20 protein-coding genes are annotated in these 20094 nt (G+C 71.4%); 4 read left to right on the top strand and 16 right to left on the bottom strand.

The genetic code is table 11. The features are described from left to right. Positions 1-82: 82 nt before the first annotated feature. Entirely contained in the window at positions 83-940 is an 858-nt protein-coding gene (locus ACFY12_RS28440) for a helix-turn-helix domain-containing protein (protein ID WP_390718768.1), read from the top strand. A gap of 86 nt (positions 941-1026) precedes the next feature. On the opposite strand, the gene ACFY12_RS28435 is transcribed toward ACFY12_RS28440, so the two are convergent. From ACFY12_RS28435 to ACFY12_RS28420, 4 genes are all read right to left on the bottom strand, one after another. Continuing rightward, complete coding sequence (locus tag ACFY12_RS28435; RefSeq protein WP_390718767.1) at positions 1027-2211, bottom strand: methyltransferase domain-containing protein; 1185 nt, start codon at positions 2209-2211, stop codon at positions 1027-1029. Further along, a complete protein-coding gene (locus tag ACFY12_RS28430; RefSeq protein WP_390718766.1) occupies positions 2208-2348 on the bottom strand; it encodes a hypothetical protein in 141 nt (46 codons plus the stop codon). The genes ACFY12_RS28435 and ACFY12_RS28430 overlap by 4 nt, the downstream gene beginning before the upstream one ends. An 89-nt stretch (positions 2349-2437) precedes the next feature. Beyond that, positions 2438-2713, bottom strand: a complete 276-nt coding sequence (locus tag ACFY12_RS28425; protein ID WP_390718765.1) for a hypothetical protein — start codon at positions 2711-2713, stop codon at positions 2438-2440. Then, entirely contained in the window at positions 2710-2919 is a 210-nt protein-coding gene (locus ACFY12_RS28420; RefSeq protein WP_390718764.1) for a hypothetical protein, read from the bottom strand. Before ACFY12_RS28420 ends, ACFY12_RS28425 begins: the two co-directional genes overlap by 4 nt. A 111-nt stretch (positions 2920-3030) precedes the next feature. Here ACFY12_RS28420 and ACFY12_RS28415 point away from each other — a divergent pair, with 111 nt between their 5' ends. Further along, a complete protein-coding gene (locus ACFY12_RS28415) occupies positions 3031-3858 on the top strand; it encodes a helix-turn-helix domain-containing protein (protein ID WP_390718763.1) in 828 nt (275 codons plus the stop codon). Then, positions 3855-4061 carry a DUF397 domain-containing protein gene (locus ACFY12_RS28410; protein ID WP_390718762.1) on the top strand — a complete coding sequence of 69 codons (207 nt, stop codon included), beginning with the start codon at positions 3855-3857 and terminating at the stop codon, positions 4059-4061. The genes ACFY12_RS28415 and ACFY12_RS28410 overlap by 4 nt, the downstream gene beginning before the upstream one ends. Before the next feature lie 11 nt (positions 4062-4072). On the opposite strand, the gene ACFY12_RS28405 is transcribed toward ACFY12_RS28410, so the two are convergent. The 9 genes from ACFY12_RS28405 to ACFY12_RS28365 all read right to left on the bottom strand — a co-directional run bounded on the left by ACFY12_RS28405 (position 4073) and on the right by ACFY12_RS28365 (position 14506). Next, on the bottom strand, positions 4073-6400 hold the full coding sequence (locus tag ACFY12_RS28405; protein WP_390718761.1) for a xanthine dehydrogenase family protein molybdopterin-binding subunit: 2328 nt from the start codon (positions 6398-6400) through the stop codon (positions 4073-4075). Continuing rightward, positions 6397-8616 carry a 2Fe-2S iron-sulfur cluster-binding protein gene (locus tag ACFY12_RS28400; RefSeq protein WP_390718760.1) on the bottom strand — a complete coding sequence of 740 codons (2220 nt, stop codon included), beginning with the start codon at positions 8614-8616 and terminating at the stop codon, positions 6397-6399. The genes ACFY12_RS28405 and ACFY12_RS28400 overlap by 4 nt, the downstream gene beginning before the upstream one ends. A gap of 102 nt (positions 8617-8718) precedes the next feature. Then, positions 8719-9618, bottom strand: a complete 900-nt coding sequence (locus tag ACFY12_RS28395) for an FAD binding domain-containing protein (RefSeq protein ID WP_390718759.1) — start codon at positions 9616-9618, stop codon at positions 8719-8721. A 342-nt stretch (positions 9619-9960) separates the two neighbouring features. Next, positions 9961-11637, bottom strand: coding sequence for a beta-N-acetylhexosaminidase (locus tag ACFY12_RS28390; RefSeq protein ID WP_390718758.1), 1677 nt, complete (start codon positions 11635-11637; stop codon positions 9961-9963). A gap of 8 nt (positions 11638-11645) precedes the next feature. Beyond that, positions 11646-11849, bottom strand: a complete 204-nt coding sequence (locus ACFY12_RS28385) for a hypothetical protein (RefSeq protein ID WP_390718757.1) — start codon at positions 11847-11849, stop codon at positions 11646-11648. A 263-nt stretch (positions 11850-12112) separates the two neighbouring features. Continuing rightward, the gene (locus ACFY12_RS28380) at positions 12113-12406 is read right to left on the bottom strand and encodes a DUF3039 domain-containing protein (protein WP_390718756.1); all 294 of its coding nucleotides are present in this window, start codon (positions 12404-12406) and stop codon (positions 12113-12115) included. Next, positions 12393-12656 (bottom strand): hypothetical protein, encoded by a 264-nt coding sequence (locus tag ACFY12_RS28375; RefSeq protein WP_390718755.1) that lies wholly within the window; start codon positions 12654-12656, stop codon positions 12393-12395. Before ACFY12_RS28375 ends, ACFY12_RS28380 begins: the two co-directional genes overlap by 14 nt. A gap of 106 nt (positions 12657-12762) precedes the next feature. Beyond that, positions 12763-13440, bottom strand: coding sequence for a hypothetical protein (locus tag ACFY12_RS28370; protein ID WP_390718754.1), 678 nt, complete (start codon positions 13438-13440; stop codon positions 12763-12765). 343 nt (positions 13441-13783) lie between these two features. Continuing rightward, a complete protein-coding gene (locus tag ACFY12_RS28365; RefSeq protein WP_390718753.1) occupies positions 13784-14506 on the bottom strand; it encodes a YqgE/AlgH family protein in 723 nt (240 codons plus the stop codon). Positions 14507-14873: 367 nt separating this feature from the next. On the opposite strand from ACFY12_RS28365, the gene murA reads away from it, so the two are divergent. Next, entirely contained in the window at positions 14874-16232 is a 1359-nt protein-coding gene (gene murA, locus ACFY12_RS28360; protein ID WP_390718752.1) for a UDP-N-acetylglucosamine 1-carboxyvinyltransferase, read from the top strand. Positions 16233-16330: 98 nt separating this feature from the next. On the opposite strand, the gene ACFY12_RS28355 is transcribed toward murA, so the two are convergent. From ACFY12_RS28355 to ACFY12_RS28345, 3 genes are all read right to left on the bottom strand, one after another. Then, a complete protein-coding gene (locus tag ACFY12_RS28355) occupies positions 16331-17323 on the bottom strand; it encodes an SAM-dependent methyltransferase (RefSeq protein ID WP_390718751.1) in 993 nt (330 codons plus the stop codon). 523 nt (positions 17324-17846) lie between these two features. Continuing rightward, positions 17847-18128, bottom strand: coding sequence for an HU family DNA-binding protein (locus ACFY12_RS28350; RefSeq protein ID WP_007382399.1), 282 nt, complete (start codon positions 18126-18128; stop codon positions 17847-17849). 333 nt (positions 18129-18461) lie between these two features. Further along, entirely contained in the window at positions 18462-19895 is a 1434-nt protein-coding gene (locus tag ACFY12_RS28345; RefSeq protein ID WP_390718750.1) for an NAD-dependent malic enzyme, read from the bottom strand. Between the last annotated feature and the right edge of the window lie 199 nt (positions 19896-20094).

The following is a 20094-nucleotide window of genomic DNA, read 5'->3' as shown; positions in this document are numbered from 1 at the left end:
TGTGGGTGCGTGCCTGAGGCCGCGTCTTGGACAAATGTCGCGACGGCGGTGCTACGCCGGCGGCGGCTCGTAGCCTGGAGCCATGCGATATGCCGAGGGGGCCGAGGGGGCTCGTGACGCTGCGGCGAGGTGGGACATCACCACCCCGTCGCGGCCCGGCCGGCTGCCGGGGGTCTGCATGGCTGGATTCCGCGATCGCACCACGGATCTCGTCGGCCTTCACGTGGTCCCGTACCCGGCTGTCACGGTGGCCGTCGACTGTGGTGACGGACTGCTCCTCGACGACGCCACGGGCCGGCAACAGCGCGGCAGCGCCGTTCTCGGCCTCGTGCCCGGCAGCGTTCGGGTGAGCGGCCGGAATACCGAGTGCCTGCAGGTGCGGCTGTCACCGGTGGCCGCGCACGCGGTGCTGGGTGCTTCCCCGGAGCCGGGCGGGGCGGTGGTCGCCCTCGACGATCTCTGGGGCCGCGACGCCCTGCGCATCCAGGAGCAACTGCGCGCTGCCGCATCGTGGGAGGACCGGTTCACGATCGCGGAGGCTGCGCTGGCTCGTCGAGGACACGAGGCAGGCCGGGCGGTCGATCCGGAAGTCGCCCACGCCTGGCGGCAGATGGTGATCAACCGGGGGCAGGTGCGGGTCGAGCCGCTGGCGGCCGAGGTCGGATGGAGCCGTAAACGTCTTTGGGCCCGGTTCCGGTCCCAGATCGGCCTCACGCCCAAGCGCGCCGCGCAGCTGGTTCGCTTCGACCATGCGGCCCACCGTCTCGCCGCAGGTCACAGCGCTGCCCTGGTGGCGGCGGAGAGCGGCTTCGTCGACCAGTCCCACCTGCATCGGGACGTCCTGGCCTTCGCCGGGGTGACGCCCACGGCCGTTGCGGCCGCACCGTGGCTCGCGGTCGATGACGTCGCGTGGGCCGCCACGCCTCCGAAGCTGCGATGAGCAGCAGGAACGGCGGCCTGCAAGGTCGGGGGCGCTCAACGGTGTCCCCGACCTTCTTCTTTCTACGTGTTTGTCTACGTGTTCGTCTACGTGTTCGTGGGACTGATGACGCCCTCCGGTGAATCAAGCCATACCCGCTCGCCGTCGCTGTCCACTGTCAGCCCGAAGCGGGTGAAGCCAGGGCGCCCCCGCTCCTCCCACCACTGGTGGGCGGCTTCCGCCTCGTCCCACAGCCGGCGGGGGCCGGACTGCCAGACACGGGCCGTGTCACCGTCACGGAACTGGACGCACGCCCATGAGCGGTCCGTCAGTCCGTAGAACCAGACCGGCCGGGCGCCCTCGCACTTGCCGGCGACGACGTGCACGCAATCCCGCAGACGGAGCCCCAGCGCGAACCGCTGCGGGGCGAAACGTTCTCCGGCGAATTCGGTCTCGCTGACCGTGGTGGACGACTCGTCGCCATCGGCCACACTGCCGGGAACGTATTCACGGTGCATCACGGGAGGCAGGCGCTGCGCCCGGAGCTTCATGAACTCCACGGGGCCGGTGAAGGCGCCGGACGCGCTCTCGCCGTCACCGGCGACGATCAGCCGGGCCACAGCGTCACCGTTGCTGTAGTGCGTCCCCCACGGGGCAACGATCGCCCCGCCGGGTCGGCACTGCCGTACCCACGCGAAGGGAATGGACCGGAGCCCGCAGGTGGCCATGATCCGGTCGTAGGGCGCTCCGTCGGGGTAGCCCTGGAATCCGTCGCCATGGGCGACTCGGGCTGGAAGTCCGAACCGTTCGAGAGCCGCCCGCGCCGACTCGGCGACGCTGCCGTCCACTTCCACCGTGACGACGTTCTCCGGGCCGAGCCGGTGAGCCAGCAGAGCGGCGTTCCAGCCCGTGCCGGTGCCGATTTCCAACACCCGGTTTCCGGGCCGTACGTCCAGGTCACAGAGCATGCGGAAGACCACACTGGGCATGGAAGCGGACGACGTGGGCACCAGCCCCGGCGCAGTGCCGGAGTGCCGGCCGTCGTCCCACTGCGTGACGACGGGCACGTCGGACTCGGCGTACTCCTGCCACGTTTCCGGGTCGTCCGTCCTGCTGACCGCCACGCTCTGGGCGGTGCTCATGTCGAAGGGCCACATGAGATCGGGCAGGAACGCGGACCGGGGGACGGCAGCGAAGGAGGGGGCCCAGTCGGGCGACAAGGTACCGTCGGACATGAGGACACGCCCCAGCTCAGCACGGCTGGAGCGCTCCTGGTGCGCGTTGGCGGTCACAGGCCGACAGCCTCAAACGTCTTCGGCGGGTTGGGAACGCCGGGGCCTCCGTCCGGTGTTGGTGGCTGATGCGGACCGGGATAGGGCTCGCCCGGCAACTTGTCGCCACCACCGTTGTTCCACAGGATCACGTTCATCGTGCCTCCTCACTGCATTCAGTGCAGGGACCTTCCCCGCGCTGTCGTGCATGTGCAATCCGCCCCGTCCAGGGACGGGAAATCTGCTGTCAGGTGCCGATCGGCCTTGGCTCCACGGTGTCGCATCGCCCTGCCACCACTCGGAAAAGTCGTGCCGCCACCTGGAGGGTGTACGCGAGCCCGGCGGCCGTGGCGGTGTCGACGCGGCCGAGGTTGATGCGGATGCCACCGTCGGCGGTGTCGGTGAGGACCATCTCCGGGAATGGCGTCTTCAGCTCATCCAGGACGAGATGCAGATCGCAGTACGCCTCCACTGCCGCTTGGTTCGCCGTCGCTGCCGCGTGGTTCGCCGCGTGAATCGTCATGTGCGCCTCCGGTGTGGGTGGTTCCGCATCTCGATGTTCAGATCCGACGCCATCGACATGTCCCCGCTTCGCTGTGCGTCCTCCCGCTGCCGGGCCAGCGCGCCGCACACGTCGCAGCCGGGTGCCGGTTCGGGGTCCGGCTTGGGGACACCGAGGTGGACGGGCGGAGTCATGGTGCGCTGACGCTCAGGACCGGCGGGTGGCATGGAGCGACCGCTCCTCTCTGTAGCGATTTCACTACCAAGCGAGTTCAGCGTGACCTACAGTCGGACCGTCATCAACCTGCGTTGTTTGCACAGGGAGTTGGGTGTTAGCCGTTGAACCGGAAAGAGCTGGAACCTGAAAAGTCGCCTAGCGCGGCGTTCGGGCATCGTCTGCGCACGTTACGGGACGAGCGAGGCTGGACTCAGGACGAGCTGGCGGACCGCATCGGGTGCTCCGCGACGCACATCTCCGCCATTGAAACTGGTCGCCGTCCTCCAACTCGCCGCTTTGCGGCATGCGCTGACCGGGCATTCGGCACGGGGGACAGGCTTCAACGCCAGAGCCGGGCCGTACGTCACACAGCGCTCATCGAAGGGTTTCCGGAGTACGTCGCACATGAAGCGCGAGCCTCGGAGATCAGGCTGTACGAGGTAGGTGTCATCCCTGGTCTGCTTCAAACGCCGGAGTACGCAGCAACGCTGGAAGCGGACGCGGTGCGGCGGGAAGCGATCACCCCCGAGCAAGCCGAGGAACGTGTCGAGCTGGTGACGCAGCGGCAAGCAGCTCTTGTGCGGTCTCCATCGCCTCTGATCTTCGCGGTACTTGATGAAGGGTGCATCCGCAGGCCGATGGGCGACGCCGCCGTCATGGATGCTCAGTTCGCGCGCTTGCTTGAGTTCGCCGACCTGCCGAACACCGTGTTGCAGGTTGCTCCGTTCTCCATGGGAGCACGCAGATCGTTCACCTTGCCGATCACTGTGCTGACAATGCCGGACCGTTCGCTCATGTCGTACGCCGAGTCCGCCCATCGGGGCCATCTCGAACGCGAAAGTACGTTCGTGCTGACCATATTGACGGCCTACCATCAGCTACAAGCCGAAGCTTTGTCGCAGGCGGCGTCAGTGGCCATGATCGAGCAAGTACGAAAGGGCATTTCGTGAAGACCGAATCCCCCCGCTGGTTCAAGTCCTCCTACAGTGGCAACGGCGGCCAGTGCATCGAATGGGCGCCTGCTGTCGCCTCTACCGGAGTCGTCCCCGTGCGTGACAGCAAGGACCCGCACGGGCCCGCGCTGGCCTTCTCTGCGCCCTCCTGGCACTCATTCGTGGCAGGGGTGAAGGAGGGCGGCTTCCGGGCCGCCTGACGGCCGTACAGCTACGGCTGGAGCACCTGGGCCACCGCCGCCTGGGGGCGGATGGGGAGGCGGCCGATGGGGCGGCCGGTGGCGGCCCGGACGGCGGAGGCCACGGCGGCCGGGGAGGTGACCACGGGGACCGCGCTGGCCGGCTTGGCGCCGAAGGGGGCGATCACGTCGCGGTCCTCGATCAGCTTGACGATGCGGATATCCGGGGCGTCGAGCGCGGTCGGCAGCGCGTAGCCGGTCAGGTCGGGGTGGCGGACCTGGCCGCGGGTGGTGCGCAGGTTCTCCATCAGGGCGGCGCCCAGTCCCTGGGTGACGCCGGCCTCGATACGGGCCCGCAGCTGGCGCGGGTTGAGGACCCGGCCGACGTCCTGCGCGACGGTCATGTCGACGACCCGGACGGCGCCCAGTTCGATGTCCACGTCGGCGACGCAGCGGATGGCGCAGAACGCGAGGCCGACGAAGGCGTCGCCCTGGCCGCTGTCGTCGAGCGGCTCGGTGGGGTGCGGGCGGCACTGGGCGGTGGCCCAGAGCTCCTTGCCGTCCAGGGCTTCGGCGACGGTGGTGCTGAGCACGCCGTCGTACGACGTGATCTTGCCGTCGCTGAACTGGAGGAGTTCGGTGGACATGCCGAACTTGTGCGCCAGGGGCTGGAGCAGCTGGGTGCGGACCATCTTGGCGGCGCGTTCGACGGCGCCGCCCGAGACCCAGGTGTGCCGTCCGTGGCAGGCCGGGCCGGCCGGGGGCTGGTCGGTGTCGACGCCGGCGACGTGCACCTCGTCGACCCCGAGGGTCTCCTGGACGATCTGCCGCGCCAGCGTGGAGAAGCCCGAACCGGTCTCGACGGCCGCGCAGATGACCGTGGCGACCGAACCGCTGACCTTGACGGTGGCGGTGGAGACCTCGTCTGCGCCCTCCGCTCCGAGCATGTGCACCATGCCGAGCGCGTAACCGACGCCGCGGCGCACCGCGCCCGGTTCGCCCGCACCCTCCGGGCCGCCCGGCAGCAGCCAGTCCGCCTCGGGGGCGTCCTTGGGCAGCTCGGGCAGCGGCGCTTCCCGTACGGCGTGCAGGAGTTCGGCCACGGGGGCGGGGCAGGTCACCGTCTGTCCCGTGGGGAGCAGATCGCCGGTGGCCATGACGTTCCGCATCCGGATCTCGTCGGGCTCCAGGCCCAGACGGGCGGCCAGTTTGTCCATCTGGCCCTCGTAGGCGGCGCAGACCTGCAGGGCGCCTTCGCCCCGTACGTGGCCGGAGGGCGGGTTGTTGGTGCGCACCGCCCAGCCGTCGACGACCGCGTGCGGGACGACGTACGGGCCGCAGGAGAAGGAGACCGCGGCGGCGAGCGCGTCGGCGGAGGTGTCGGCGTAGGCCCCGGCGTCCATGAGGATCTGCGCCTCCACCTTGACCAGCTTGCCCTCGGCGTCCGCGTGGTGGCGGTAGCGCAGAAGCGTGGGGTGGCGGTGGGCGTGCGCGAGGAAGGACTCCTCGCGGGTGGCGGCGAGTTTGACGGGGCAGCCGGTGCGCAGCGCCAGCAGGCCCAGTGACAGCTGGATGCCGGGGTCCTCGCGGTCGGCGGTGGCGCCGGGCACACCGGTCACCACGACCTTGACCTTGTCCGGTTCCAGGCCGAAGGAGGCGGCGGCCAGATCGCGGTCGGTGTGCGGATCCGTGGAGGCGGTGTAGATCTCCACGCCTCCGTCCGGGCGCGGTACCGCGAGCCCGGCTTCGGCCCCGATGGGCGCCGGGTCCTGGCGGCCGATCCGGTAGAGACCCTCGACCATCACCTCACCCACGGCGTCGGCGTCACCGAAGCGGAGCGGGATGTGCCGGATGAGGTTCCCGTCCGGGTGCAACGGCTCGGCCTCGAAGGCCAGTTGGGGGTCGGTGACGGCGTCCAGCACCTCGTACTCGACCGCGATGGCGGCGGCGGCCAGCCGTGCCGTGTCGGGGTGGTCGGCGGCCACCGCGGCGATCGGCTCACCGTGGTGGCGGACCTCGTCCTTGGCGAAGACCGGGCGGTCGGCGGTGCCCCGGCCGTGGCCCGCGTCCCCGGGGACGTCGTCGTGCGTGACGATGGCGCGGACGCCCGGCATCTCCAGGGCGTGCCGGGTGTCGACGGACCGGATCCGGGCGCGCGGGTGCGGCGAGCGCAGTATGGCCGCCCACAGCAGCCCCTCGGCCCACAGGTCGGCGGCGTACGGGAAGGTGCCCTCCGTCTTCGCCGCGGCGTCGGCGGGCGGCAGCGAGACGCCCAGCCCGTGCGGCGGCGGCTCGACGGGCGGGATCGGGACGCCCGCCGCGGGGGTCGCGGTGACGGCGGCTGCGCCATCGGACGTCATGCGGTGCCTCCGGTGTGCGGATCCTGGTCGTGCGGGGCGCGGCCCATGGGGTCGGCGGGGCCTGCCTGGTGGGGAATACGGGCGGTGTCCGGCGGGGGCGCCACGGCCGGTCCGTCCTCCGGGGACGTGGCGGCCTCGGCTGCCTCGGCGGCTTCCGCACGGGCCTTGACGACTTCTTCGACGGCGTCCAGCACGCCCCGGTAGCCGGAGCAGCGGCAGAGGTTGCCGCACAGCGCCTTGCGGGTCTCCAGCTCGCTGGGGGCGGGGTTGCCCTCCAGGAGGTCGTGCACGGTCATCGCCATCCCCGGTACACAGAAGCCGCACTGCACGGCACCGGAGGCGGCGAGGGCGCACTGGACGTCGGAGGGGGCGCCGTTGCGGGCGAGGCCCTCGACCGTACGGACCTCGCTGCCCGCAGTGGTCGCGGCGGGCACCAGGCACGACGCCACCAGCCGCCCGTCCACCTGGACGGAGCAGGCGCCGCACTCGCCCTGCGAGCAGCCGTCCTTGGCACCGGCCAGGCCGAGGCGTTCGCGCAGCACGTAGAGCAGCGATTCGCCGATCCAGGCGCCGGTGACCGGGCGGTCGATGCCGTTCACGCGCAGGACGTAGGAGGCGGAGGGGTGTTCGCTGTGTTCGTGGTCTTCGTTGTGGTCGTGGTCTTCGTTGTGGTCGTGGTGGTCTGCGTGCTCGCTGCGCTTGTCGTGTTCGCCGTGTTCGTTGTGGGTGTCGGTGGGGCGCTCGGCGGCCTCCGCGGAGGGGGCCTGGGCTTCGGCGCCCGTGACGTCACCGGTGGCCGGGGCGGTCGCGTCGGCCTCCTCGGTGGCGTCGGTGGCCTTGGTGCCCTCAGTCGCCTCGGTCGCCTCGGTGGTGTCGGCGCCCTCGGTTTCCTCCGTGCTGTCGCCGTCGTGGTCCGCTGGTTCGCCGGGAACGGCCTCGGAGTTGGGCTCGGGGTCGGAGTCGGACTCGGGGGCGGAGTCGGAGTCGGACTCGGCAGATCCGCCCGGTACGTCGGCTTCCGGGCGGGCGTCCGCCTGCGGGATGTCCGGGGTGTCCGGGACATCCCGGGTATCCGGGGCATCCAGGGCAGCCGCCTGTGAGGCGTCCGCGACGTCCTCGTCTACGGCTTCGACTTCGGCGGCGGCCGTCGGTGCCGCCCAGCCGGCCGCGCCGGCTGGGGCGGGTACGTCCGACGCCCTGTCGTGCGCGGGCGGCGCCGTCTCGGCGGTCGGCGGCCACTGGGCGAGCGCATCGGCCGGCAGCGACCAGTGTCCGGTCGCGCCGCCGGCCGTGACGTCCGGGCCGCCCGGGGCCGGGAAGCCGCTCTCCGGCTCGTACGAGCCGTCCGCGGGGCCGCCGAAGGGGACTTCGGCTCCTGCGCTCCGCGAGGCCTCCTGCGGCTCCGTGGAGCGCGTCTGCCCCGGGTTCGTGGCGCTCAGACCGGTGGTGAAGTTCCAGTGTCCGGTACGGGCAGCGGAGCCCGGGTCCGTACCGTCGGCCACACCAGTGTCCACACCGGCGTCCGCGTCCGCGCCCGCACCGGCGTTCGCGCCGCCGTACGCGCCGGCGTGCGGGTAACCACCGCCCTGGTAGCCACCGCCCTGGTATCTGCCGTCCTGGTATCTGCCGTCCTGGTAGCCGTCGACGCGGTACTCGCCGGACTCCTCCAGGCCGTCGTCGGCCGCCGCCGGAACCGACCACGTGCCGCTCCCCGGAAGCGGGCCGCTCGCCTGTGGGCCGCCCGCCACGGGCCACTCCACCGGGGTGCCACCGCCCCAGGGCTGCGCGCCCCCGGGTGCGCCACTCCGGTAGCCCGTGGGCGGTCCGTGGTGGGCCGTACCGTCCGTGGGGTGGGCCGTACCGTCCGTGGGAGCGGGGTAGCCGGCGGACGGGTCGGCGTAGCCGGCCGAGGGGTCCGCGAACGGCATCGTCCACTGGCCGGTGGCCGCCGGGTCGGTGTCGGCGGACGGCGGGGCGGCGGGGTGCGGGGTGAAGGAGGCCGGCGGGGTGTAGCCGTGGCCGGGCGCGGCGAGCGGGTCGGCGCCCGGGGTGCGGTCGGGCGTACGGCCGCCGTAGACCCCGGTGGTGAAGCCCTCGGGGAGCTGGACGAAGGCCGTCGCCTCCTGCTCGTACTCACCGCCCTGCGGCAGCGGCTGCCAGCCCTGGTCGGCGGACGGCTGCTGCGGCTGCCGATGACGGTTGTCCGCGTCACTCATGCCGAGACCCCTCGCTCCGCTCGCCCTCGCCTGCGCGGGGCGCGCACCTCCCGTTGATTCTCCACCAGCCTCCGGCCGGGGGGACCCTCATGCTCCGCTCGCTCATGCCGAGAGCGCCCTCCCGAGTGCGCGGCGGGCCAGTGCTGCCACCGTACGGCGCAGATGCAGCGCGGCCGGTGGCAGGGGCGCCGGTTCGGAACCGTCCTCCGACGGCACCGGGTCCGGGATGCAGGCGGCGGCGACATAGTCGCCGAAAGCGGTCAGCGCCTCGGGCACCAGGGCGCGTTCGCCGTCCCAGTCGATGATCGACGCCACCCACTGCTCGGCCTCCAGGGGGCGCAGCGGCATGGCGGCGACCGCGCCGACCGCGCAGCGTACGCCGCGCCGGGCGGGGTCCAGGACGAGCGCGACCGACGCGGTGGCGCGCCCGGGTCCGGTACGGCCGCCGGCCTTCAGGAAGGCCTGCGGGGCGTGCAGCAGCGGTACCCGCACGAAGCCGACGAGTTCGCCGGGGCGCAGCATCTCGCGGCCGGCCAGGAGGTGGCTGACCGGGATCTCACGGCGGGTCCCCCCGGGGCCGGCGATGATCACCGTGGCGTCCAGGGCGGCGAGCACCGGGAGGGTGTCGCCCGTAGGGGCGGAGGTCACGATGTTGCCGCCGAGGGTGCCCGCGTTGCGGATCTGCGGCGGGCCGGCCGCGCGGGCGGCGGCGGCCAGGCCGGGAATCAGGGCGGCGAAGTCGGGGCGCCCCATACGGGCGAGCGTCAGCCCGGCGCCGAGCAGCGCATGACCGTCCAGGTACTGCCAACCGCGGATCTCGCTGATCCGGCCGAGGCCCACCAGCGCTGCGGGTCTGAGGAGTCCGGCGTTGACCGCCGCCATGAGGTCCGTGCCGCCCGCGACGGGCACGGCGGCGGGCATGGCGGTGAGCGCCGCCACCGCCTCGTCGAGCGAGGCCGGCAACGTCACCGTGTGCGACGCGTGCGGTGCGTGCGTGGTCAAGCCAGCTGCCCCTTCCCCGGGTGTCCCGGCAGTTCCGCTCCGCCGTACGGTACGTGCTCCCAGCCCGGACGTGGCAACTCTGGCACATCTTCGTGGCACCTCGGCGCGAGGGTCCACGAAGCGGCGGTCCGTCACCACTCGGTAGTGCTGGTCCGGTTTCGTCCGCTACGGCCGGTGAGGGGGCGCGGCGCGCTGCCGGGCGTACGGCACCCCACCGGGCGCCCCACCGGGCACCCCACCAGGGCCGCGCGCTCCGCCCGGTCGACGGGGCGCACCCGGTGGTACGGAGCGATACGGGGGTGTCCCCCGGGGTCCCCGGAGTCCCCCGGGGCGGTACGGGCCTCACACGTTCGGGGGCGCCCCGTCGATCGGGCGTCCGAGCACTCCGGGGCGTTTCTGCCAGGGCCGGGGGCCGCCGGACGGGCGGTAGTCGACGCCGAGGGCGTCGAGGCGGGCGTAGTGGGCGGCCATCCGCCGGGAGAAGTCCCGGTAGTCGCGGTCGGCCGGGGCCGGCAGCCGTGACCAGGCGACCTCGGCGAAGGCGGCCAGCCTCGGGAAGACCTGGTAGTCGAGGCGCGCCTGAGTGTCCATGACCTCGGTCCAGGCGTTGGCCTGGGTTCCCAGGACGTGCGCGGCCTGGTCGGCCGTCAGTTCGGGTGGCACCGGCTCGAATCGGTAGACGTCCTCCAGGGTGCGTACGAAGCCGATCGGCACCGGCTCGTCGGGGGACGGGTGCTGACGGTGGTCCAGGTAGACCTGCTGTTCGGGGCACATGACGACGTCGTGGCCGGCCTTGGCGGCGGCGACCCCGCCGGCGTAGCCGCGCCAGGAGGAGACGGCGGCCCCCTCGGCCAGGCCGCCTTCGAGGATCTCGTCCCAGCCGATCAGCCGCCGTCCACGGTCGGTGAGCCAGCGGTCGAAGTGCCGGATGAACCAGCTCTGCAGCTCGTCCTCGCCGGCGAGGGAGAGCTCGGCGATCCGGGCCTGGGCGGTGGCGGACGCCCGCCACTGGTCCTTGGGGCACTCGTCGCCGCCGATGTGCACGAACGGCGAGGGGAAGAGGTCGAGGACCTCCTCCAGGACGTGTTCGTAGAAGCGAAGGGTGTTGTCAGTGGGCGCCAGTACGTTGGGGTTGACGCCCCAGGTGTCCCAGACCTTCAGGGAGGTGGTGTCGATGACGTCGGTGTTGCCGAGTTCCGGGTACGCGGCGATGGCGGCCTGCGAGTGTCCGGGGATGTCGATCTCGGGGACGACGGTGATATGCCGCTGGGCGGCGTAGGCGACGATCTCGCGGATGTCGTCGTGGGTGTAGTAGCCGCCGTGCGGGCGGTCGTCCCAGAGGGGGGAGGCACGGTGTCCGGCCTTGGTGCGCTCGCGCCAGCCGCCGGTCTCGGTGAGCTTCGGATAGCGGGCGATCTCGATGCGCCAGCCCTGGTCGTCGGTGAGGTGGAGGTGGAGGACATTGAGTTTGTGGGCGGCGAGCAGGTCGATGTAGCGCAGCACGCCTTCCTTGGGCAGGAAGTGCCGTGCGACGTCGAGCAGCATGCCGCGCCAGCCGAAGCGGGGCCCGTCCTCGATGGTCTGCTGCGGCAGGACGACGGGACGGTCCGGGGCGAGCGGGGCCCGGCGGAAGGCGAGCGGGCCGAGGAGCTGACGGAGCGTCTGGGCTCCCCAGAAGACACCGGCCGGGCCGCCGCCGGCGATCCGTACGCCCCAACGGGCGTCGGCCTCCAGGCGATAGCCCTCCGCCGGGAGGGCGGGGTCGAGGGCGAGCGCGAGGGTGTCGGCCGCCTCGGGTGAGCCGGGCGGCAGCGGCAGGCCGAAGGCCGCGCCGAGGGTCGCGCGCAGCCAGCGTGCGGTGTCCTCGGTGCCGGGTGCGGCGGCGAGGGCGGTGTCCGTGCCGAGATGGACGGTGCCGAGGTGCGGCCCGTCGATGCTCAGTGGTGCCGGGATCAGGCCGGCTTCCTGTGCGGGGTGGGTGTCTGTGTCGGTACCTGTGTCGGTGTCTGTGTCCGGCATGCCGTCAGTCAGTCCTTCACCGCGCCGTCCAGGCCCGAGACCAGCCGGCGCTGTACGAGTACGAGGAAGAGCGGTACGAGGAGCAGTACGAAGAGCGGTACGAGGGAGGAAGAGAAGAGCGGTACGAGGGAGAGCGGAAGACCAGCACGGGGATGGTCATCCCGGTCGATGCTGCCATGCTCCCGCGCCCGGCGGCATGGAGCACGGAGCACGGAGCGAGGGGCGGCATGGAGCGAGGGAGAACGGCCGGGTATGGCGACGGGCCCGGGTCCTTCGTGGACTCGGGCCCGTCGCCATGACCTCATGGCCTCATGACCTCATGGCGGGGCAATGTCACCGTAGGGCCGTTGAATCCGCCCTATGGCTCCTGCTATCGACCTGCCGGGCCCCGCGGGCCGCGCGTGCGTCTGGCGCCGCGGCTGACGTGCGCCGCGCCCGTGCGCGCTACCGGGGCCGGGGCCGGCCGCCGCGGTGGCTACTTCTTGCCGCCGTCGTTGCCGCCCTTGCCCTTGTCGCCGCCGGCGCCCATGGACTCGTAGATCTCCTTGCACATGGGACAGACGGGGTACTTCTTCGGGTCGCGGCCGGGCACCCACACCTTGCCGCAGAGCGCCACGACGGGGGTCCCGTCGAGCGCGCTCGCCATGATCTTGTCCTTCTGGACGTAGTGGGCGAAGCGCTCGTGGTCGCCGTCGCCGTGCGACACCTGCGGTGTCGGCTCTACGAGGGTCCCCGTACCTGCCCCGCGCTCGGGCTCAAGAGTGCTCATAGGTGCCAAGGGTACCCACGCCCGCCGCAACCCGGGAGCGTCGGCCCGCTGCCAGATGGAGCACAAGCGCCGCCGCCACCACCCCGGCGGCGGCCCATGGCAGCGCGTACGGAGCCAGGCCCGCCCCGAGCGCCAGACCGCCGAGCGCCGAGCCGACCGCGCTGCCCAGGTAGAGCGCCGAATTGTTCAGGGCGAGGGCGACCGTGCCGCGCTCCGCGCTCCGCTCCAGCAGCCGGTGCTGCTGCGACACCTGCAGCGCCCAGCCCGCTCGCCGAGCGCTTCTTCGCCCTGGGGGCGCAGGCACACCCGGGAGCGCAGCCGCTCGTCCAGCAACCGCTCGTCCGGCAGCCGCTCGCCTAGGAGACCGCCACCCCGCCGCGGTCGCCGGCCGTCAGGCCCAGCCGCTCCGCAAACGCCAGCGCGGCCTCCGGCCGGACCTCGTACCAGGAGTCCCGGCCGCATACCGCGTCCAGCAGTGCGGCCACGTCCTGCGCGCCGACCATCCGCTCCTGGGCCGCGGCGAGGAAGGCATGGACCGCGGCCGTGGCATCGACGTCGGTCTCCGCAAGGGCCACCAGGCTGCCGGCGATCCGCCCGACCGCGGCGTCACCGGGCGCGGCCCAGCCCATCGCCATCCCCAGCCCGTCGTCCGGCAGATTCCCGGGGTACGGCGCGCGGGCCCAGACACCGTCCTCCCACCAGTAGACGAAGCCGAGGAGCTCACCCTCGGCGTCGTCCCGCAGCCGCTCCCAGGGCAGCCACTCGGGGCCGCCGGCCAGGAAGTCGATCCGCCGGCCGCCGTCGCGCGTGCAACTGGCGTCCGCGTCCTGGCCGCAGAGCAGCGCCCGGCCGTCGTCGTACAGTTTCAGCCGCCACCAGTACGCGCCGCCGGCGTTCCAGCACGCCAACCCCTGGGCACCGAAGGTGAATTCGTCCCAGTCGTCCACGGCGGCCGCGACCACCGCGAGCGTCGCGGCGCGCGCCCAGAGCCGCTCCGGATGGTCCAGGTCCTCGGGCACACTCGGCTTGTGCATGGCAGCGCTCCCCCGCTGTCCGGCGCGGTCCGCCGGGGCGGCCGCGCACCGTCCCCTGTCACCTCGAACCATAGCGACGGGGACTGACAGTCCCCATGACAAAACCGTCACAATGATTAAGCCATCAACCAAATCTCTGGGCGCGAAGGGGCGCAAAAGGGCGCGCAGGACAGGGCATGAAGCGGGCCGAGCAGGCGTGCAGCAGGGCGAGGCGGGGTGAGGCGGGGCGCAAAACCCGGCCGTACCCGACGCCCGGTCCCGACACCCAGTCCCGGCACCCGCCCCGACACAAGCCGCCCAGCGCCCCGTCCGGGCGCCCGGTCCCGGCCCCCCGTCCCCCCGCTCAGTTCAGCGACGGATCGTCCGGATACGTCGCCACCATCGCCAGCTCATTGCGCTGCCGCCGCAGCACCGCCCGCCACAGCCGCTCGGGGTCGGGTGAAGACACGTCGCCCGGCTCGGACTCGACGACATACCAGGCACCCTCCACCAGCTCGTCCTCCAGCTGACCCGGCCCCCAGCCCGCGTACCCCGCGAAGATCCGCAGGCTGCCGAGCACCGCGGCGAGCAGCTCCGGCGGAGCCTCCAGGTCGACCAGCCCGATGGCGCCGTGCACCCTCCGCCAGCCGAGCGGCTCATCGTCCGGCCGCACGTCGCCGCCCCGGTCAGCGGACTGCGCCGCGGCCGCCCCCGCACTCTCGCCGCTCTCACCGCCCTCGCCGCCTCCCCCGCTCCCCTCGCCGTCACCGTCCGGGCGGCCGCCGTCACCGTCCACGGAGGGGACACCGCCCTCACCGGACAGCGCGCCGGGCACCACGGCCACCCCGAGGGCCGAGTCCAGCGATACCGGGCCGCCCTGGAAGACCACCCCCGGCTCACCCGCCAGCGCGGCCCACGGCGCGAGGATGTCGGCGACGCCGACCGGGGTCGGGCGATTGAGGATCACGCCGAGGGAGCCTTCCTCGTCATGGTCGAGCAGCAGCACCACCGCGCGGTCGAAGTTCGGATCGGCGAGCGCGGGTGTCGCGACGAGCAGCCGGCCGGTCAGCGAGGACACCTCGGTCATGTCCACATGATCCCGCACTTCCCCCTGGAGCGGGGAGTGAACGCCCCCTCCCGCACAAGAGCAGTGCAGGGCGTACGGCGGCAGCCCCGGCGCACGTGACGGATACCGCTTATCCGTCGGGGCGCGTGCGGACCTGTGGGGATTCGCTCACGGTCTGTTCGCCCTTGCCCGGATCCCGGAAGTCTTTATGCGCGACATTCCGCAAGGTTTCCACCCATAGGGAGATTACAGATCAAAGGCGGATCGTAGCCGAGCGTGTTGTGACAAAGCCATTACATGCTCGGGGCCCGTACGTGCACACGGGCACCCCCTTCGGCGCCCTTACCATTTCTGCTTGGCCCTGCCCGTCTCCAGGAACGCGAGATCCATGACCGTCTCTACTGACGACGTACTGCTTGTCCACGGCGGCACCCCGCTGGAGGGCGAGATCCGGGTTCGCGGTGCGAAGAACCTAGTGCCGAAGGCCATGGTCGCCGCCCTGCTCGGCAGCGGCCCCAGCCGGCTGCGCAACGTCCCCGACATCCGCGATGTTCGCGTGGTGCGCGGGCTGCTGCAGCTGCACGGCGTCACGGTCCGCCCTGGTGACGAGCCGGGCGAGCTGGTCCTCGACCCCTCGCACGTCGAGAGCGCCAACGTCGCGGACATCGACGCGCACGCCGGCTCCTCCCGCATCCCCATCCTGTTCTGCGGCCCGCTGCTGCACCGCCTCGGCCACGCCTTCATCCCCGGCCTCGGCGGCTGCGACATCGGCGGCCGGCCGGTGGACTTCCACTTCGACGTGCTGCGGCAGTTCGGCGCGAAGATCGAGAAGCGCGACGACGGCCAGTACCTGGAGGCCCCGCAGCGCCTGCGCGGCTGCAAGATCCGGCTGCCGTACCCGTCCGTCGGCTCCACCGAGCAGGTGCTGCTGACCGCGGTCCTCGCCGAGGGCGTCACCGAGCTGTCCAACGCCGCCGTCGAGCCGGAGATCGAGGACCTGATCTGCGTCCTGCAGAAGATGGGCGCGATCATCTCCATGGACACCGACCGGACGATCCGGATCACCGGTGTCGACAAGCTCAACGGCTACACCCACCGGGCCCTCCCCGACCGCTTGGAAGCCGCCTCCTGGGCCTCCGCGGCCCTGGCCACGGAAGGCAACATCTACGTCCGCGGCGCCCAGCAGCGGTCCATGATGACGTTCCTCAACACCTTCCGTAAGGTCGGCGGCGCCTTCGAGATCGACGACGAGGGCATCCGCTTCTGGCACCCGGGCGGCTCGCTCAGCGCGATCGCCCTGGAGACCGACGTCCACCCCGGTTTCCAGACCGACTGGCAGCAGCCCCTGGTGGTCGCCCTCACCCAGGCGTCCGGCCTGTCCATCGTCCACGAGACGGTGTACGAGTCCCGCCTCGGCTTCACCTCCGCCCTCAACCAGATGGGCGCCCACATCCAGCTCTACCGCGAGTGCCTGGGCGGCTCCGCCTGCCGCTTCGGCCAGCGCAACTTCCTGCACTCCGCGGTCGTCAGCGGCCCGACCAAGCTCCAGGGCGCCGACCTGGTCATCCCCGACCTGCGCGGCGGCTTCTCGTACCTGATCGCGGCACTGGCGGCGCAGGGCACCTCCCGGGTGCACGGCATCGACCTGATCAACCGCGGCTACGAGAACTTCATGGAGAAGCTCGTGAAACTGGGCGCCTCCGTGGAACTCCCGGGCGGCGCACACGCGCCCGCGACGGACGGCTGAGCCCGCCCGCACCGGCACCGCACTCCCTCGGCCTCTCTCCGTGTCCGGCCATTCCGGACGGGATGCGGAGAGGGGCCGCGGCTCCCTTCTGACGGCCCTTACGCCCTCTCCAAGACCATCCGCAGCGATGTGGACCGCCCCTCCCGCAGGAATTTCAGCCCCGCCCGCTGCTCCCGCAGAATGTCGGCGACGGCCCGTTCACCGATGAGTTCCGCCCCGCGGGCCCGATTGGCCTCTCCCCGCTCCAGCCAGCTCTGTACGGTCCGCACGCCGTCCTCGCGGTCACTGCGCACCTCCAGGACCGTGAAGAGTCCCCGGCCGGCCTCGATCAGCTCGGCACGGGTCGGCAGAAAACACTCGGGAAACACCGTGCGCGAGGCGTGAAATCCCTCCCGTACATTCTTCACGCCGTCATAGATGTCCCTGATACCCCGCATTCCCCAGAGCCTCCCGGCGTCTCGGGCATCGCCGTTCCGGGTCGTGGATCGCACCGGCAGTACCAGGGAAGCGAACCACCCTCGCTCATTCCAGGCATTGACCTGAAGCGATATCCGCCCGCCCGGCCGCAGCCAGGAATGGCAGCGCTGGAAGAACTCCCGGTAGCGAGCGACCCGCTGCGCCCGCCACATGGTGTTGCCCGCGAAATGCTCGATCGCCTCGATGGCGATAATGGCGTCGTACGGGCCGTCCGGCTCGTGGTCGTACCAGTTCTCGGCCCGGACCTCACACCCCGGCCAATTCCGCTCCCGTATCCACGCCGCTTGCCCCGGACTCATGGTCAGCCCCACGACATGCTGCACATGATGCGTCTCCACCAGCCGCTTCATCAGGCTCCCCCACCCGCAGCCGACATCGAGCACCCGCGCCGCGCCCACCGCGTGCGCCGCCTCCGCGTGGTGATCGAGCTTGCGCAGCTGGGCCGCCTCAAGCGTGTCGCCGGGCTCCCACATTCCGAAGGAGTAGACGAGTTCGGGCCCCAGGGTCAGCCGGTAGAAATCGCCCAGAAAATCGTAGTGATGGCGAATCGCCTCGAGCGACGTACCCTTGTATCCAGCGGATTTCGAGGACTTCTTCGCGCCGAACAACACCATCCGCCATCACCTGCCAAGGGCTGAGGGATTTGGTGCGGAAGTTCAGGACTCAGGACCAATCTCAGGATCAGTCTCGGGATCAGTCTCGGGATCAGTCTCAGGGTCAATGTGGAATTCGGCCCGGAACTGCCATGGATTCCTCCCGGTACCGCCACAGGAACCGGCATCTCCAGAGAAAACCGCCTAGAAACTGCCGTAGGAAGCAGCATACCGCCGCCCTTTCCCCTCGGCCTCCGGGCAAACGCCCTCTTCCGCCCGCTTCCGGCCCCCTCACGCCCGCGGCCCGCCCGCGGCCCGCCCGCGGCCAGGTATCGGCCAGGTATCGCCCGGCGTGACCCTTACGGCCGGCCGTGGCGGGCTCCCTGGCGGGCTCCCTGACGGGCGTACACCGGTGACCCGCCCTTTTTCCCGCACGGCAGCCGGAGCAGTGCCCTACAGGCCGCCACACACGGCAGAGCGGCCATCCCTGGAGGGGATGGCCGCTCTGTCACGCGGTAAGGAGAAGGCTTACCTGCCTCGGGGCTTACTTGCCCTTGGCGGCTTCCTTGAGCTTGGAGCCCGCGGAGACCTTCACGCTGTAGCCGGCCGGGATCTGGATCGGGTCGCCGGTCTGCGGGTTCCGCGCGGTGCGAGCGGCACGGTGGGTGCGCTCGAAGGTGAGGAAGCCGGGGATGGTGACCTTCTCGTCGCCCTTGGCGACGATCTCGCCGACGGTCTCGGCGAACGCGGCCAGGACGGCGTCGGCGTCCTTGCGGGTCACCTCGGCGCGATCGGCCAGCGCGGCCACCAGCTCACTGCGGTTCATGTTTGTACTCCCGTGTTCTTCTTGCCAATGAGGCGTGCCACGCGGCGGAGCCGCATGTTCGGCTCAGCGAAGCCGATGCTGCCAGGTCCTCGGACAGTCCCCGGACCCGGGTCTGTTTCCAGACCCTCTCGCCCGAATACGCATCCTGCCCCTACCTGCGGCGGTAAAGCCAATCCGGCACCCAGGAGGGTCACACGAAAAGCGCCACTGCCTCATGTAGTAGTGACGCTCCGTGCCAATCCCACTCCGGGCCGGCCCCACAGGGAGGCGGTCGCTTACTGTCCGCCACCCTATGGGGGCCCCAACGACGGCGTGTCGTGCGACGCGCCGTACTCAGAGCGCAGTGGTGGCCATCACAGCCGGATCGGCGCCCTTGGCCGCCCCCCGGACCGCGTCGGCCACCGCGCCCGCGACCTTCTCGTTGAAGACGCTGGGGATGATGTAGTTCGGGTTGAGCTCGTCGTCGAGCACCACGTCCGCCAGGGCACCGGCCGCGGCCAGCATCATGTCGGTGTTCACCGTACGGGAGGCCGCGTCCAGGAGCCCGCGGAAGACGCCGGGGAACACCAGGACGTTGTTGATCTGGTTCGGGAAGTCGGAGCGGCCGGTGGCCACGACGGCGGCGGTCTGCCGGGCGATGGCCGGGTCGACCTCCGGGTCGGGGTTGGCGAGTGCGAACACGATCGCGCCGTCGGCCATCCGCGCGACGTCGTCGCCGTCCAGGACGTCGGGCGCGGAGACACCGATGAACACGTCCGCGCCGGCCACGGCCTCCTTCAGGGTGCCGGTGACGCCCTCGGGGTTGGTGTTGTCGGCGATCCAGCGCAGCGCCGAGTCCGGGTCGGCGTCGACCAGGTCGGCGCGGGCGGCGTGCACCACACCGTGGATGTCGGCGACGACGGCGTGCTGGACGCCGGCCGCGATCAGCAGCTTGAGGATGGCGGTACCGGCCGCGCCGGCGCCGGACATCACGACCCGGACGTCCCCGATCTTCTTGCCGACGACCCGCAGCGCGTTGGTGAGGGCGGCGAGGACGACGATGGCGGTGCCGTGCTGGTCGTCGTGGAAGACCGGGATGTCCAGGGCCTCGCGCAGCCGCGCCTCGATCTCGAAGCAGCGGGGGGCGGAGATGTCCTCCAGGTTGATGCCGGCGAAGCCGGGGGCGATGGCCTTGACGATCTCCACGATCGCGTCGGAGTCCTGGGTGTCCAGGCAGATCGGCCAGGCGTCGATACCGGCGAAGCGCTTGAAGAGGGCCGCCTTGCCCTCCATGACGGGCAGCGCGGCCTTGGGGCCGATGTTGCCGAGGCCGAGGACGGCGGAACCGTCGGTGACGACGGCGACGCTGTTGCGCTTGATGGTCAGCCGGCGGGCGTCCTCGGGGTTGTCGGCGATGGCCTGGCAGACCCGGGCGACGCCGGGGGTGTAGACCATGGACAGGTCGTCACGGTTGCGAATGGGGTGCTTCGACGACATCTCGATCTTGCCGCCGAGGTGCATCAGGAACGTACGGTCGGAGACCTTGCCCAGGGAGACGCCCTCGATGCCGCGCAGCTGCTCGACGATCTCGTCGGCGTGGGCCGTGGACGTCGCGGCGATGGTGACGTCGATGCGGAGCTTCTCGTGTCCGGACGCGGTGACGTCGAGGCCGATCACCGAGCCTCCGTGGGACTCGACGGCCGTGGTGAGCTGGGAGACCGCGGTTCCCCCCGCGGGCACCTCCAGCCTGACCGTCATCGAGTAGGAGACGCTGGGCGCCGTTGCCATGGCCGACTTCCTCTGCTTTCACCGTGTCGCTGTGTTGCCGTGCGGCGTACGACGGGCGGCTGTGACGCCGCGGTGCTGTGCCGCTGGTTGCCGTCCGATCGTCGCACCTACCGCGGAGTACGTGGTAGCCGCCTTGCGTTGCGAACGTTTTGGTCGCGAGCTGTGGAGGCTATCGGAAAATGCATTTCGCTGTACGAGA

The organism is Streptomyces sp. NPDC001339 (genome assembly GCF_042895955.1).
GTDB lineage: Bacteria > Actinomycetota > Actinomycetes > Streptomycetales > Streptomycetaceae > Streptomyces.
This window is presented reverse-complemented; position numbering and strand designations above follow the sequence as displayed.

Bases quoted from the DNA above. Each gene is read 5' to 3' on its own strand.
- ACFY12_RS28440 (WP_390718768.1), top strand. From the start codon at position 83: ATGCGATATGCCGAGGGGGCCGAGGGGGCTCGTGACGCTGCGGCGAGG.
- ACFY12_RS28430 (WP_390718766.1), bottom strand. From the start codon at position 2,348: ATGAACGTGATCCTGTGGAACAACGGTGGTGGCGACAAGTTGCCGGGC.
- ACFY12_RS28425 (WP_390718765.1), bottom strand. From the start codon at position 2,713: ATGACGATTCACGCGGCGAACCACGCGGCAGCGACGGCGAACCAAGCG.
- ACFY12_RS28420 (WP_390718764.1), bottom strand. From the start codon at position 2,919: ATGCCACCCGCCGGTCCTGAGCGTCAGCGCACCATGACTCCGCCCGTC.
- ACFY12_RS28405 (WP_390718761.1), bottom strand. From the start codon at position 6,400: ATGACGTCCGATGGCGCAGCCGCCGTCACCGCGACCCCCGCGGCGGGC.
- ACFY12_RS28400 (WP_390718760.1), bottom strand. From the start codon at position 8,616: ATGAGTGACGCGGACAACCGTCATCGGCAGCCGCAGCAGCCGTCCGCC.
- ACFY12_RS28390 (WP_390718758.1), bottom strand. From the start codon at position 11,637: ATGCCGGACACAGACACCGACACAGGTACCGACACAGACACCCACCCC.
- ACFY12_RS28380 (WP_390718756.1), bottom strand. From the start codon at position 12,406: ATGAGCACTCTTGAGCCCGAGCGCGGGGCAGGTACGGGGACCCTCGTA.
- ACFY12_RS28370 (WP_390718754.1), bottom strand. From the start codon at position 13,440: ATGCACAAGCCGAGTGTGCCCGAGGACCTGGACCATCCGGAGCGGCTC.
- ACFY12_RS28365 (WP_390718753.1), bottom strand. From the start codon at position 14,506: ATGACCGAGGTGTCCTCGCTGACCGGCCGGCTGCTCGTCGCGACACCC.
- murA (WP_390718752.1), top strand. From the start codon at position 14,874: ATGACCGTCTCTACTGACGACGTACTGCTTGTCCACGGCGGCACCCCG.
- ACFY12_RS28355 (WP_390718751.1), bottom strand. From the start codon at position 17,323: ATGGTGTTGTTCGGCGCGAAGAAGTCCTCGAAATCCGCTGGATACAAG.
- ACFY12_RS28350 (WP_007382399.1), bottom strand. From the start codon at position 18,128: ATGAACCGCAGTGAGCTGGTGGCCGCGCTGGCCGATCGCGCCGAGGTG.
- ACFY12_RS28345 (WP_390718750.1), bottom strand. From the start codon at position 19,895: ATGGCAACGGCGCCCAGCGTCTCCTACTCGATGACGGTCAGGCTGGAG.